The 14,539-nt window shown below is 52.7% G+C and carries 14 protein-coding genes and 1 tRNA gene; 3 read left to right on the top strand and 12 right to left on the bottom strand.

The window, feature by feature from the left end:
- Positions 1-41 precede the first annotated feature (41 nt).
- A complete protein-coding gene (locus EPO04_01460) occupies positions 42-1,115 on the bottom strand; it encodes a phosphatidylserine/phosphatidylglycerophosphate/cardiolipin synthase family protein (protein TAK89754.1) in 1,074 nt (357 codons plus the stop codon).
- Positions 1,116-1,117: 2 nt separating this feature from the next.
- Positions 1,118-2,113, bottom strand: a complete 996-nt coding sequence (locus EPO04_01455; GenBank protein TAK89753.1) for a hypothetical protein — start codon at positions 2,111-2,113, stop codon at positions 1,118-1,120.
- A gap of 365 nt (positions 2,114-2,478) precedes the next feature.
- On the opposite strand from EPO04_01455, the gene EPO04_01450 reads away from it, so the two are divergent.
- Positions 2,479-2,868 (top strand): hypothetical protein, encoded by a 390-nt coding sequence (locus tag EPO04_01450; protein TAK89791.1) that lies wholly within the window; start codon positions 2,479-2,481, stop codon positions 2,866-2,868.
- Positions 2,869-2,934: 66 nt separating this feature from the next.
- On the opposite strand, the gene EPO04_01445 is transcribed toward EPO04_01450, so the two are convergent.
- From EPO04_01445 to EPO04_01405, 9 genes are all read right to left on the bottom strand, one after another.
- Positions 2,935-4,134, bottom strand: coding sequence for a DUF3048 domain-containing protein (locus EPO04_01445; protein ID TAK89752.1), 1,200 nt, complete (start codon positions 4,132-4,134; stop codon positions 2,935-2,937).
- A gap of 21 nt (positions 4,135-4,155) precedes the next feature.
- Positions 4,156-4,554: a hypothetical protein gene (locus tag EPO04_01440; protein ID TAK89751.1), complete on the bottom strand. Its 399-nt coding sequence runs from the start codon at positions 4,552-4,554 to the stop codon at positions 4,156-4,158.
- A gap of 62 nt (positions 4,555-4,616) precedes the next feature.
- On the bottom strand, positions 4,617-6,038 hold the full coding sequence (locus tag EPO04_01435) for a glutamate--tRNA ligase (GenBank protein TAK89750.1): 1,422 nt from the start codon (positions 6,036-6,038) through the stop codon (positions 4,617-4,619).
- 36 nt (positions 6,039-6,074) lie between these two features.
- Positions 6,075-6,410 (bottom strand): hypothetical protein, encoded by a 336-nt coding sequence (locus EPO04_01430; GenBank protein TAK89749.1) that lies wholly within the window; start codon positions 6,408-6,410, stop codon positions 6,075-6,077.
- Positions 6,407-7,570 carry a hypothetical protein gene (locus EPO04_01425; protein ID TAK89748.1) on the bottom strand — a complete coding sequence of 388 codons (1,164 nt, stop codon included), beginning with the start codon at positions 7,568-7,570 and terminating at the stop codon, positions 6,407-6,409. The genes EPO04_01430 and EPO04_01425 overlap by 4 nt, the downstream gene beginning before the upstream one ends.
- 60 nt (positions 7,571-7,630) lie before the next feature.
- Entirely contained in the window at positions 7,631-8,533 is a 903-nt protein-coding gene (locus tag EPO04_01420; protein TAK89747.1) for a WecB/TagA/CpsF family glycosyltransferase, read from the bottom strand.
- On the bottom strand, positions 8,499-9,608 hold the full coding sequence (locus EPO04_01415) for a glycosyltransferase family 4 protein (GenBank protein ID TAK89746.1): 1,110 nt from the start codon (positions 9,606-9,608) through the stop codon (positions 8,499-8,501). Before EPO04_01415 ends, EPO04_01420 begins: the two co-directional genes overlap by 35 nt.
- Positions 9,605-10,879, bottom strand: coding sequence for an O-antigen ligase domain-containing protein (locus EPO04_01410; protein ID TAK89745.1), 1,275 nt, complete (start codon positions 10,877-10,879; stop codon positions 9,605-9,607). Before EPO04_01410 ends, EPO04_01415 begins: the two co-directional genes overlap by 4 nt.
- Position 10,880: 1 nt before the next feature.
- A complete protein-coding gene (locus EPO04_01405; protein ID TAK89744.1) occupies positions 10,881-11,888 on the bottom strand; it encodes a rod shape-determining protein in 1,008 nt (335 codons plus the stop codon).
- 86 nt (positions 11,889-11,974) lie between these two features.
- Here EPO04_01405 and EPO04_01400 point away from each other — a divergent pair, with 86 nt between their 5' ends.
- Positions 11,975-13,357 carry a PEGA domain-containing protein gene (locus EPO04_01400; GenBank protein ID TAK89743.1) on the top strand — a complete coding sequence of 461 codons (1,383 nt, stop codon included), beginning with the start codon at positions 11,975-11,977 and terminating at the stop codon, positions 13,355-13,357.
- Here the strand turns inward: EPO04_01400 and EPO04_01395 are convergent.
- Positions 13,338-14,375, bottom strand: coding sequence for a class D sortase (locus tag EPO04_01395; GenBank protein TAK89742.1), 1,038 nt, complete (start codon positions 14,373-14,375; stop codon positions 13,338-13,340). The genes EPO04_01400 and EPO04_01395 overlap by 20 nt on opposite strands.
- 77 nt (positions 14,376-14,452) lie before the next feature.
- Here EPO04_01395 and EPO04_01390 point away from each other — a divergent pair.
- Positions 14,453-14,539: transfer RNA gene (locus EPO04_01390), tRNA-Leu, on the top strand.

Raw genomic sequence — 14,539 nt, 5'->3', positions numbered from 1 at the left:
ATTACTGTAACATAGTTTGTTTTAAAATGCTAATGCTTTGTCTAGAAGAAGTAGCGCCCCAGTGAGCTTAATCGCTGTTTCCATATTTGGCTTGGATCAACCTCGGTGATTCGGGCTGATTGGCGCTTGTCGGCTTCGAACTGGCGATCAAGTTGGCGGCAAAAGTCGGCGCTGGCTACCGTTAAATTGCACTCTTGATCGTGGTGCAGCGATCGAAAGTTCCAGTTAGCCGAACCAATGATTGCTTGGCGACCGTCAATCGTCATAAGCTTGGCGTGCAGTTTGGTGGGCTGATATTCGTAAATTTGAACGCCGGCTTTTAGAAGCTGGTCGTAGTAGGCCCGCCCAGCCTGAGCGGCTATCTCGTGCGAGGCATGAGGACCGTTTAAAAGTAGCTCAACCTTAACGCCACGCTTGGCGGTGCGAATGAGGGCTTGGCGCAGTGAGCGGCTTGGCCCAAAGTAAGCGGTAGTAATTTTAACTGCGGTGCGAGCCAGGTCGAGCGAGTCTGCAAACTGGCGACCTGCCGGCGACAAACGGTGAAGCCGTGGGGGCACGCTGTTTAGTATCTTGGCGCCGGTTAGGGCGGTTTTAAGTGGAGTCAGTTTGTGGCCGCTAAACTTGTTCCAGCTGTCTATGGCGCTGTTGTACATGGCGGTAATTGTGCCGCTATCGGTGATGCGAAAGTGGGTGTCGCGCCAGGCGGCTGGGTATTCGACGGTTGGTCTTTCCCAAAAATCGGCCCACCCCACCCCGCCGGTGTAGGCCACCCGCCGGTCAACAATAAGCAGCTTTTTATGCATTCGTCGGTTGTAGCTAGCAATGGTGCGCCAGCGCTTTGGCCTAAACCAGGTCCACTGAACTCCGGCGGCTCTCAACTTGGCCACCCGCTTCTCTCCTAGTGCCGATGAGCCATACCAGTCAGCAACAATGTACACCTCGACTCCTCGCTTAGCCGCCGTGGTTAAAGCATCAGCTAGCCGGTTAAATGATTTGCCGGGCAAGAAGCAAAAGTTGGCGTAGACAACCTCGCGCTTAGCCGCGGTGATGTCGCTAAGCATTCGAGTGTAGGCTTCATGTCCGCTAGGAATGATGGCGGGATCAAGTTGAGCCATGGCTAATGCGACCTCACGTACTGTTCGGCGGCTTTGCGCCCTTGATATATCAGCTCAACCTGCTCATCGCGGTTAATTGCAAAGTGTAGGTCGGATATTGAGCGCGTATCAATCTGAATGGTTCGACTCAGGTTCGCCTGATCATTTTCACTTACCCGCTCAATCCGCTCTCGCTGAATTCGCAGTAAAGCTCGAGCCAAGTTGATGGGGTGTTCACTGCTGCCCCTGACCTTGTCGGCCTTTTTGATGCCGGTCACCACCACACCCAAAGTGTTGCGGCTGGTGTCGTCATCAAACAGCTCAATCGGGTATGGGGAGGTAATCGCCCCGTCAATAAGTTGTCGATCGCCAAGTTGAACCGGCTGATATAAAAACGGAATAGAAGCCGAGGCTCGGACGGCCCGGGCAACCGATTGGGTGTCGGGGTTGAGGCCCAGCTTGTGGTAATCCCACGGTAAGCGAATGGTCTCGCCGCTTTTTAGATCGGTGGTGTTAACCACTAGCTGGTAGCGCTTGTGCGGCGCAATGTGTCGGCTTCTCCATCGTGGAATCTTAAGATCGGCAAAGCTGTGTACGCCAAGCTGGCCAAGTTCCTCTTGTAGCCATGCCTCCAGCCGACTGCCGTCGTCAACCCAGCGCTGACGAATCACGACTAAGCCAGCATTAATCCAAGAACGAGCATTTTCAGCCGCAATGGTTTGCGCAAACTCGGTAATGTCGAGCTCTTTAAGTCTTTGTATCGCTCGCTCCGGTGTCATGCCGGCTGCTAGTAGGGCGCCGATAATGGCGCCACCCGAGGTACCGGAAATCCTTTTAAAACGGTAACCGCTGTCTTGTAAAACCTGAATAGCACCAAGCTCCCCAATGACCTTCACCCCGCCACTCTCAAGCACCAAGTTAATGCGCTTACGCCGAAAAGTTTTCCACATATAGAATCCATTATAGCAAGTTTGATTCGGCTCCTGTTGGTGGGTAGCTAAGGCTGTCAATTGTGTCATATTTTTGTAACTTTGAACTATTGACCGATTTTTACAGCTTTGGTAATTTACAGTCTCGCGTCACTGTGAGGTGGGTTTACTGGTACCAAACGGCCGGCATAGCGATGCGTTGTTAAGCAAAGCAAAGGAGAAACATGCGTAAAATAGCGATCATGCTGCTAGCAATAGCGGCGGGAACGGTTATTGCCAGCGGGAGTGCACATGCCGCCGAGGGTAAAGCCGAAGACCAACCTAAGAAACACGTAGTCGTGGCGGGCGAATCACTTTCGTCCATCGCGACCGCAAACACATTGCCTTCGTGGAAGGTACTCTGGGATGCAAACTTGCAGCTCCAAAACCCCGACCAACTCAATGTTGGGCAAGAAATAACCGTGCCAACCACTCCGGTTCCTGAGCGAGCGCTGCCCGCGGGCTATGGCGCCCCAGTAGCGGCTCCGGCTCCTCAGGTAGCACAGCAGCCGGTAGCGGCGGCTAAGCCGGTTCAGACCCGCAAGGTTGCTCCAGCCGCTCCAGCCGTCAGTTCAGCCGCCAGCGGTGATCTGTTTGCTCGGATACGGGCAAGAGAGTCAGGTGGTAACTACGCCACCAACACCGGCAACGGTTACTATGGCGCCTATCAGTTTAGCCAGGGCACCTGGCAGAGCGTTGGCGGCAGCGGCCTGCCTTCAAACGCCTCGCCGGCCGAACAGGACATGCGCGCACAGATGCTGTACGCCCGTCGTGGTTGTAGCCCGTGGCCAAACACCTGTCGCTAGTTTTAGCTAACGCTTTAGGTTTTTAGCAACGTGAGGTCACCAGGTACCGGTGACCTCGGCATTATCTTAGTAACTTACCGTCTTGTCGGTCGGTACGATTGGATACCAGGTATTCCCGCGGTTGAGAGGGATCTCCTTGCCAGCCGCATCGGTAAGTTTGGTTCGATCCTGGTGCTGAGACTTGCTCCAGTTACCTTCTATCGCCTCTCCATCACGGAACACAACTGCCCGTCCACTACCTGGGGTGGCCATGATCGTCATCTGCTCGCCAATCCTTGACTTGCCGTAGCTGGTAGGCATATATTCAACCACCACATTTTTAACCTTTATCTGCTGGCCGGTATTACGGTCAACGTGAGGCTTACCCGCTAAAAAGCGATTGTAGCAGTTACAGGCGGCATCGTAGCGATATTCAACCTGGAAGTCGGCATAGGAGTAATTGATGCCGATGATTGGGTGTAAAGGGCTCTTGGCAGGAGCATCGTTTTGGCGTGGCGATACCTTAAACTCGGCCGGCTTGTCCCAGCCATTCTTTTTTAGCAGTGCATCCATCAAGTTGCTGTTGGTGTAAGCGTTGTGTGGCGCGATACGGTCGCTAGTACGGAAGAAGCTGTTACCGTTGTAAAACTGGTTTATGTCTTTAAGGCCGGTTGGGCCAACTAGGTCAAGCGCTGCGGCATTGCCGCCAACATGGGCTACCGGTGAGTTAAACTCCAGCCCCCAGTCAACAAAGTAGGTTCGAAGCGACCGCACTGGGCCAATATTGGCAGGGCGCTCGTCTAAAAAGAAAGCTAAGAATCGAGTGATGCCACCTTCGGCTAAGGCTTCGTAAACCACGCCAGCCTGGCTCAAGCCTGACTGCGGTCTGGCATCTGGGTGATTCTCTATCACTACACCCAGAATCGGTCGGTCGGCCAGCTCGGGGGCAATCTGTACACCGGTAAGCGGCGAGGCCTTAGTTTTTGGTTTCTCTGGCCGTGGCAGTAGCTGGGCCTCTTTTATTGGCGTGGGGTGAGTTACTACGTAGTAAGCCCAAGCCGCGGTTGGCAGTATTAAAAGTAGGCCCACAATTAAGATTGTTCGGGTTCGGTGGGTCGATATAAAGCGCTTAAAACGGGTCCAGCGGCTTGGGTGGGCCTCTTCCGGCATCTTTAGGTCATCAACCACCGGGGTGCCATCGTCAACTTGAATCGATGACTCATCAATAACTGAGTCGATATCGGATTCAGGAGGAGTTTTTTTAGCTGGTTGAGGAGCTTTACTCATACCCTCATTGTAGCAAAAAGCTTACGCTTGGGTAAGCGGCCGGGTCGCAGCAATGTCGGCCTTGAGCTCGTCTCGCACACTCATGATCAACGACTCGAGGCGCCCAAGTTCATAATTGGTATTGATGCGTACCTCGCCGACAGCTTTCGTTATCATGGCGCTCATATCTGTACGGATGTTGAGCTCGGTAATATCCAGTCGTTGAAAAATTTTGTCAGCCACATGGTCGACGTAAGCCTCAACCTGCTTAATTTCATCCCTCAGATCATCTTTGGTGGCGAAGGTCTCCATGCGACCTTCGATTGAGCCCATGCGCCCTTCGATAGAATCAAGTCTACCTTCCACCGAGCCGAGCCTGAGCTGTATGGCTTCAACTACCTCTAAAATTTTATGTTGTGTGCTAATTTCGGTCTGTGCCACGCCTCTCCCCTCTTTATGTTTTATGGTTGATTTTAGCCTAGCAAACCAAGATTAAATAATTATTAACAATGCGAAAGAAAATAGTTTAATCGCTTAAGAGAGCGCTCTTTTCCGATAACATGCAAAGTTTCAAACAGCCCGGGTGAAGCCGATTGGCCGGTTACCGCGGCTCGAATCAAGCCAAACAAATGACCGGTTTTAAGACCCTCTCCTCCAACCAAACCGCGCAACTTCTTTTCGAGATCTGCTTCGCTAAAATCGCTGGCTTCAAGTAAGTTAATAATCTTTGGCAACAAGTCCTTAACCTGATCGTCCGCTAATTGTTTGGTAATTAAACGCTTATCGACGGCCGGTTCCGTAAAAAAGAATTCGGTGAGTCCGGGCAATTCAGCCAAAAACTTAAGTCGCTCTTGGACCAGCCCCAGCACCTGTTTTTTATAGGCTGCATCTGCTGCTTGGGCTGATTCGGGCCAAAAGTTCTCGCTGCGCCGGTAAAGCTCTTCTAGCGACAGCTGGCGGGCATAGTGACCATTCATCCAGTCGAGTCGTTCTGGGTCAAAAACGGCCGGGCTGGACTGGATTCGATTGGTGGCAAACACCTTGATTAGTTCTGCTTTGGTGTAAAACTCCTTGGTTGTGCCGTCGTTAAAGCCGAGGCTGGCTAAGTAGTTAAATATGGCTTCGGGCAGATAGCCGGCATCACGATATTCCAGGGCCGACTTAGCGCCATGACGCTTACTTAGTTTTGCCTTGTCCTGGCCTAAAACTTGGGGCAGATGAGCGTAGACCGGCGGCTTCCACCCAAAGGCATCATATATCAGTAGGTTTTTAGGTGTGGTCGAAATAAACTCCGAACCTCTAAAAACGTGGGTAATATCCATGGCGTTATCATCAACCACCACGGCAAAGTTGTAGGTTGGGAAGCCATCGGACTTAATGGCCACAAAATCATCCAGAACCGAACGGTCCCAACTCTGATCGCCCCAGACCGCATCGGACCAAGTCACTTTGGGGCCATCTTGGACCAAAAAGCGAATCACGTACGGGTCATCGGGATTATCGGGGTTGAGCTTGGCCATCGCCTTAGTAAAGCGGAACGGCTGCTTGGCGGCCTGAGCCTCTTGGCGTAGCTTTTCTAGTTGTTCGGCCGAGGTGTAGTCACGGTAAGCCTTACCCTCCTCAACCAGCTGATTGGCAAAATCCTGGAACTGCTGCAGGCGCTCCGACTGAATATAGGGCGCATATTTTGAGTTGGGATTTTTGGGACTTTCATCGGTTTCAAGGCCCATCCACTCAAACGTTTCATATATGTAGTCAAGCGCCTCGGGGACCAAACGCTCGCGGTCGGTATCTTCAATCCGCAAAATAAATTTGCCATTAGTATGGCGGGCATACAAATAACTAAATAGAGCGCTGCGCAGGTTGCCAATGTGTAGGTATCCGGTTGGGCTAGGGGCAAAACGGACGCGGATGGGTTGCTTCATACCCTTAGCTTACCTGATATTTGCCGGTGTCGGCAACTACAGTCCAAGCTCATTCAGATCTACGGCGACCCAGTCATTACCCTCTTTGCGTAAAAGATGCACGGTGTGGGCGATTTCGCGCTCATTGTAAATGGTCTCAATGCGGTTGGCGGTGCCGCCGCGATGGCTGTAGTGCGACTTACGATCGATAATGGCTGGGCCGGTGTGACGTTCAAGGCGGAGAGTTTGGCCATCTTTAACAAACTCAAAGAACTCGACCTGTGCGGTTAGATCTGGCCGGTCCTCTAGCGGTCGAGCTTCGCGGCCGTGGCGGTCAAACCCCAGTTTGATATCGATGGCTTCGGTAAGGCGTTCCCAAGCCGAGTCGGTCATAGTCCGTAGGCAATTTTAAGGACTTGTTCTTGGCTCAATCGCGAGGTGCCCTCTACGGTATACCATACGCCATGGTTAACCCAGCTGGCTCGATCGCCAAACAAGTAGATGGTTAGACCTTGGCCTTGAACCGCTAAATACTGGTCGCTTTGGCGCCCAACAAAGTTTTCGCGTAGCGAGTTAGAATCCCAGGCGGTGCGCCGCTGGATGATTTGCATCTCACTATCCTTGTTGGTGGACTGGAATGTGAGCGTGAGCTGGCCGGGCGCTACGGCAGCCGGTCCAACCTGGCGGTAGCTTGATGGCACATAGGTTGGCAGACTGGCTTGTACGCCGGCTTGAGTCGCCGCTGAGCGAAAAGCTAGCTTAGGCGAGTTTTGCATCCAGATTAAACCGCCGATAATGGCGATAGCAGCAACCGCGGCGGCAGCGCTGGCAAGCCCGGGTAGCGGCTTGTTAGAGGGGCTTGGACTAGCAAGGGTTGTGTCGGCGGCATTGTGTAGTGCTTGCTCAAGGGCCGGCGAGGTTGGCACAGGGGCTGCTTCGGCGGCTGGATTAGCCGCTGCCGGGGCTACCACCGAGTTTGGTACTAGAGGCTCGCTGGCACTGGCTGATTTGGCTTGTACCGCTGGGTGCGATGGGAAGCGCTTAACCAATGGGTGGGTTTGGCTGGCCGCACTTGGTTGAGGTGTCATTGGCACTGCTGCTAAGGCTGGTTGGGCCGGTGCTTCTGGAGCTGGGGCGGTAATGGCTGTCGGAGCCAAAGCGGTTGCGGCGGTAACGGCGTTTACACCGGTAGGGGCTACCACTGCTGGTGGTGGCGGTACCGCTGGGCCCTGCGGCGGCTTGGGTGGTTGAACTGGCTTGGGCGCCACGGGGGTTTTTGAGGCGACGATCGGTGTGGCCGCTTTTGCCTCACTGTTGCTTGGAGCCGCTGGTGAGCCTGAGCGTAGGTCAAGCACCCCAGGCTTGGCCGCCCCAACTTGCTGGCCGTGAAGCTGAGTGGCGGCTACCGGGGCTGGTCGGGGGCCGGACGGTTTGATGTCGGACATAGCCCGAGGGGCAGCCGACTGAGCGTCAAGTCTCGTACCGCAGTTGCTGCAGTATCGCTTGTTGCCAATAATCACAAACCCATTCTTATGACAGTTTGAACATTCCATCGAGTGCAAGGTCACCTTTATTATGCTTATGGTACAACATTAATGGTTGCCTGACTAGGCTTAAGCGTTACGCTTGGCTTGGTTAAGGCGACGTCCCTGTTGGTAGACTCGCCACATAAACCGTGGAATCGCTCGCTGCCGCTCCAGCCGACTGGGTTCCAGCAGCAGTCTCCAAAGCCACTCTAGGCCAATCTTTCGCCACCATTTAGGGGCTCGCTTGCGGATGCCACCAAAACTGTCGTAATCAAAGGTGCCACCCTCGCCGATCAAGACACCGCGCTGTAGCTCATTAGCTAGCCTAGATATGACCAGCTCTTGTAGGGGAAACCCTAGTCCAACCAGAATAACGTCAGGCTGCTTTTGCTTAAGCTCGGTGGTTAGCTCATTAAGAACCGCCTGATCGCTTTCAAGCGCCTGCAAGAGCGCATGACCGCGTAAGCCGCCTAACTCCCCTGGGCGAGTACCAACAATTTTTAAGCCTGGTAGCTGCTGCAAAATAGCTGCCGTGGTAGTGGCAATTGAGCCGTTCTTGGGACTGCCTATCAGGTACACGCTTAACTTTTGCTGATCGCAGTTTTGCAGCAGCTTCCAGGTAAAGGTTGCGCCGCTAAACCTTTCTGGGATCAATTTGCGGATAGCAGCAGGGCGCAACATGATGCTCGCGGCCAGCCACAGCGCCCTGCCCCACCAGCGCTTACCCCCGTATAGATACTGGGCGGCCCATTGGGTCGACACGCCATCCGGTAGGCAAAGGTAGCTCTGGTTGAGTACAGCGCGTATTTTTGGGTCACCGGAAGCGGCGTCGTAAAACTCAACATATGGTTTGGTTACATAACAAGCACCATTCTGTTTGGCGCGAGCGGATATTAACTCAACCGCTTGTCGCATGGTGAGACTATCGGTTGTAACGCCCAAAATGTCGTACTGCTTAGCCGACATAGTCTTGGTACCTTTGGCTGACATAGCTCTGTATTTTATCGGCAAAGCGTTGCTGGCTAAATTTCTGAGCCTGATCGGTCAGGGCTTTGGTTTTAAAATCCGAAGCCTTGAATGTTTTAAGTGACTCTACCAAAGAATCAGCTGTAGGCTGGTTAAAGAAACATCCAGTAACACCATCAACCACCGTTTCAGTTAGGCCGCCCTTGTTGTAGGCAATGACCGCGGTTCCTCCGGCCATCGCCTCAACCGGCGCAATGCCAAAGTCCTCTTCGTTGGCAAAAATTAAGGCTTGAGCTTCAGCAACCAACTTAGATCTGGTGGCGCTATCAACGTATCCAGCAAACTCGATTGTAGGCCCAGCCAGTTTTTCTAACCTCGCCCGATCGGGACCGTCACCAATTACAATCAATCGTCGTTTTAATTGGTTGCAAGCCGCTATGGCAAGGTCGATCTTTTTGTACGGTGTTAACATACCCAGGGTCACAAAGTAGTCTTGTTTTTGGTCGGGTTTGACCGGCTTGAACTGCTCAACCTCAACCCCCGGATAGATGACGGCATCCACCTTTTGGCGGTAGTACTTATTGATGCGAGCAGCGGTGGTTTGTGAGTTGGCTACCCAGCTATCGACGCGTTCGGCACTATAGTAGTCCCATAGACGCAACTTGGAGGTTAAGCGGTGAATTACGGCTCGGCGCAAAGGCCCGACCTTTTGCTCATTTAGGTAGCGTGGCCAGTAGTCCCACACAAAACGAGTTGGGGTATGGCAGTAGCAGACGTGGAGCGTTTCGGGTTTGGTGATGACGCCCTTAGAAAATGCTGCCGAAGATGATATCACCACATCGTATTGGCTTAAATCAAACTGCTCAATAGCGGTTGGAATTAACGGTAATAGGTATCGGGATCGTCGCTGCAGCCAGCGAGGCAAGCGCTGTAGCCAGCTAGTACGAATCCGTGAGGGGTCGATACTGCCTCCGGCCTCTTGGTTGTAGATTAAGGTGTGAATTGGAGCTTCCGGATAAATTTTAGCCAACTGCTCAAGCACCCGTTCGGCACCACCATATTTGGTGTTGAGCCAGTCATGGACCAAGGCTACCTTCATGATTCAGCTCCAATGTAGGCACCCGCCATCGCCCAGTACACCAGGGCGGTCGAGCTATCGGCCCAGCCATGTAGAGCCAGGTTTAAGACCGCTATGCCAGCCAGACTAGACACTAAGGCGGTGGCCAGCGGAGAATGTTCATGCCGCTTGAGCAGTTGAAGCGCTAAAATGATTTGAATAATAAGAAACAGCGCCAACCCGACAAAGCCGGTTTCAATACCAATTTGAAGATACTGACTTTCCGGTATTAGTGGCCTATCGGTGTGGTAAGAGGCTGGGCCAGCGGTCCCAAGGCCCTGGCCCAAAGGCTGGCGCAGCAGCTCCTGTTGGCCGGTTTGAATCGCTAGCCCATGTAGCTCGGTTGAGGTTTGGTAGCCGGTGGCTTTTATGCTTCCGTGGAACAGGTAGTACTGCAGGGTTGATGAGCTGGATGACAGGCTAATTAAGATGTTCAAACCAATTGCTGCCGTCACAATACCGATTAAAGCCGATGGCAGCCTCCACCTACTTGGTAGTCGCAAGATTACTATTACGCCAATCGCTACAATTGCGCCAATCCAGGCGGCGCGAGAGTGGGTGTGCCACAGCGCCATGCCGGTGGCCAGCAACATAATTGGCTGCCACCAGCGAAATTGTCTAATCATTAGTGCTGCCACCAGTGCCAGAGGTAGCAACAAAAAACTGCCGAGCTGCAAGGCGCCGCCGAGCGTGGCAAAAGCGCGGATAGCAGGCAGAGCCGGATCGACCAGCATGTAAGGTGTAATGGTTGAGCTGCTATAGCCAAAACCGCTCAAAAACTCTTTGGGCAGAATATAAACCTGTAATAGCGCTAAAGTTACTACAATTGCGCTGGTAGCGAGCAGAACTTTTACCAGGCGCTGCACCAGCTTGGGATCGGCTACAACGGCGGCAATTGCAGCCACTACTAAAGGCTCTAAATCGGTTTTAGCGCCAAACACAGCCGCGGTCGCGCCCGGCCAAGCCGCTAAGGTCACCAGCGTGGCAATCGCTACAAAACCAGCTACGGCATACCATAGCGGCTGCCGCCAGCGTTGTAACACGCCCGGATTTTTATAAACGTACCATACCGTCAAACTCACCAATATTAAGGTTAAGAGCTCCTTCCACGATTGCCAGGCGGCTTGATGGCCAAACAACGAGCCCAGCCATACGCTTAAAAAGGCATGAAACGGCATTATTGCAACTATTAGTACAGCGCCCCACTGAATGGTGCTGCGTAAGGAGTCTGAACTTACCTTAAAGGAGCTCATCTTAAGACAGCCCAGCCAGACTTCGCTTGTACTCACCAAGGTTATCAAGGGCGATTCCAGCCCCTCTGGCTACACACAGCTGAGCATCTTCGGCCACCACGCAGGGTACCCCGGTGATGCTGGTTAGTAACTTGTCTAGGTCGGTTAGTAGGGCACCGCCTCCGGTTAAAATCATGCCTCGATCGATAATGTCGCTCGAAAGCTCCGGTGGAGTCTGTTCGAGCACGCTTTTAATTGCCAAGACAATTTTTTCTAACTCGTCAGCCATGTAGGTGGTAATCTCGCTGGCGGTTATGGTAACGGTTTTTGGCAGGCCGGCCACTACATCACGCCCACGCACCTCCATGGTTTTTTTGGTTTTTGGTGTCAAAGCGCTACCAATGGTGTGTTTAATTTGTTCGGCGGTTTGAGCGCCAATAGCGAGGCTGTGGTTGCGGCGAATCCCCTCAGCAATAGCGGCATCAAGTTTGTTACCTCCAACTCGAACCGAGTTTTGGGCCACTACGCCACCCAGGCTCAGGATCGCAATTTCGGTGGTGCCTCCACCAATGTCTACTACCATGTTGCCGGCCGCCGCCGCAATTGGAATACCGGCACCAAGCGCGGCCGCAATTGGCTCACGAATAATATAAGCGGCACGAGCGCCACCGGCTAAGGTTGCATCAACCACCGCCCGCCGTTCAGTTGAGGTCGCCCCCGCCGGTACCGTAATCATGATATCGGGGCGGGTTAAACGAAATCCGCCTAGCACCTTGTTGATGTAGTGCTTAATCATGGCTTGAGTGATGTGGTAATCGGCAATCACACCATCTTTAAGTGGGTGTGAGGCGACAATTGTGTCGGGGGTGCGACCAAGCATCTCTTTGGCGTCCTCGCCAATCGCCACAATACTTTTGTCGGCAGTACTGACCGCCACCACACTTGGCTCGTTAATCACCAAGCCGCGCTTTGGTTCATAAACCAATACGCGAGTGGTACCTAAATCAATTGCCAGACGCTTTCCGAACATACTGCCATGTATTATACCGGCACCTACTCAACCATGCCACCTGAGCTTTAATTTTTAGGCTGTCTGGCGTATAGTGTAAGTCGATTATGTTACGTCGAATCATTATTATTGGCGGCTACATACTAGGCGCTGTCATTGTTATTGGCGGCACCGTAGTTTTGGTAGCTTACGGGAACGGCTACAGCTATGACTTGAAGGCTGGGCGGTTGGTTCATCGTGGTTTATTGCTGCTTGAATCTAAGCCGTCAAATTCCGCCGTTAGCTTAAACGGACGCGATCTTAACGACACCACGCCTTATCGTAAAAGCCTTGAGGGTGGCACCTACACCTACTCTTTAGCCAAAGATGGCTACCGAACTTGGACCAAAGAGGTTGAGATAATTCCTTCGAGAGTAACGGCAACACAGTATGTATTGCTTATGCCCCAGCGCTTTGAGGTTAGCGATATTTCAACCTACCCAGCGATCCAGCAGTTTGTGTCTAGCGGCGATCGCAGTCGCATAGCCTATATTGTCCCTGGTGGCCAGGAGGCCGGGCTTTGGATGCTTAATGCGCGTAACCAAAAAACCGAGCGGATTTACACCATTCCTCTTGACCCAGCCGGCCAGCCGCTAGAGAAGCTAGAGGTTCTGTCGTGGGCCGATGATGCCTCTAAAGTACTCGTTAAAAAGACGAGTGCCGCTGGCGAGACCGGTCTAGTATTGGCCGCCAATGGTTCGGGCAGTCCAATTGATTTAAATGACATGTTTAAAACCAACGTTTTGGCTTCGCGCTTTAGTAAGGCCGATAGCAGTCAGTTGCTATGGTCCTCACCCGAAGGTTTGCGACGGATCGATATCAATGATCGCTCGGTATCAGAGCCACTGGCTAGAGGCGTTTTGGCATATGCTGATGCCGGGGACCGTATATTTTACGTTAGCAACGCTACCCCCAAGCCGTCCTTATGGCAGGTAAACCGCGGTGGCCAAAAGCGACAACTGGTTGAAAGTTTGCCGCCAAGCGCCAGTTACGATGTGGCTTACTCATCCTATATTAATGTGCCGCAGGTAGCTGTGGCAGTTCCGGATCAACAAAAAACTCTGCTTTACCCTAATGTTGATGCCGATTCACTAACACCGATTGCGGTTCAAACGCCATCGGGCAACCTTAGCTTTAATGGAGATGGCCGCTTCTTGCTCATAACCTCCGCCGCTGGCGTAGCAAACTACGATCAAGAGCTATCCAAGCTGTACAATCTATCCACCGGCTCCAGCCCAATCGGCGGCATTAGCTGGTTTGATAACTATCATTTGCAGTACGTTCAGGATGGCAAGGCGGTGTTATCCGAATACGACGGTAACTATGCCACCGGCATTACCCGAGTAAATGGTTTACCGCCCTTTAATTCGCCTGACGACAAATCGCTATTTGTGGTTGCTCAGACCTCTAGCGGCTCAATGCAGATTCGATCTATTCAGATCCGCCAGTAACCTTTCGCCACCAGTTTGCTAACTGATCGGTTAGGTTGGTTGAGGTCCCGGTAAGCTGCTTGCCGTCAAAATCGCTGGTTGATTTGGCCGCTGGCGCAGTCGTGGTTGGTTCGGGGCTGATTTGCTTAGCTTTTACAATAAAGCGTCGCCAGCTCGTACCTGGTGGTGTACAGGTGATTAAGGTTAATTGGTGTGACCCGTCGCTATTGAGCACGCTCAAGTCGTTAGGCTCCACTACCTTGGTTTCGGTTACCTGGTAAACGTACTGCTGGGAGTTGTAGTTAACCGTAAAGCTATCGCCAACCGCCATGCGCTCTAGCAGTACAAAAACAAACTTATAGTTACCTGGCTCCCACCAGTCGTTCGAGGAGTGACCAAATATTACACTATTGCCCGGCTCTCCGGGGTTGGCGGTATTGGCATAGTGCACCACACCAGACTGCAAGTCCTTTTGAATTTCCGACTCCACATTGCTCTTTGCAAACACTATCGGTGCGGTGACGTTTATCTTGGGTATGCTGATCACCGGGTCGGGTCCGACCTGCGGAGTGGTGTTAGTAGAAACGGTGGCCGGTTTATCCGAGGTTAAATAACTAATTTGGCTTAAAAAGATTGGCGCCTTGTAAACCAAGAAAAGTAAGGCGAAGGTGGCAATACCGATGCCAAATGGTCGCACCTTGTCGAATAATTTTCGCCATGTGGGTATTGAATGACTTGGCTCCTCAAAGTGCTCACCCGGTAGGTCAACCGGTATGGCAACATCAGCTGTTGGCAGAATCGGCGCGGTTTGGAGTGGCTTGCGCAATAGGCCGGTCGGCGCGGTCTGTTCAGCCGCGATGCTAGTAGGTTGCACCAACCCAACTAGCTGCTCCTTGTCTGGAGCAGCGTGCTGCTGGTAGAGGTCCGGTAGCTCGGCAATCCGTTTTCGGGCCTGGGTGGCTGCGTCGGGATCGTTGGCTTTGCGGCGGGCCGGTTGAGTTGGAAATCGGGCGATGTGGGCGTGACTCATTAAAACCATTTAATTCACTATACTTATATGGTAATCTTTTTACGTTCGTTCTCCAAGGAGTAGCTGAATTTTACAGCAATACGTGCGCCGCTGTGGTGGAATTGGTAGACACGCGGGACTCAAAATCCCGTGAGGGCAACCTCATGTCGGTTCGAGCCCGACCAGCGGTACCA

Source organism: Patescibacteria group bacterium (assembly GCA_004297735.1).
In the GTDB taxonomy this organism is placed as follows: Bacteria; Patescibacteriota; Saccharimonadia; order UBA4664; family SCTI01; genus SCTI01.
Note: the sequence above shows the minus strand (reverse complement) of the source record. Positions and strands in the feature narration are given on the sequence as shown.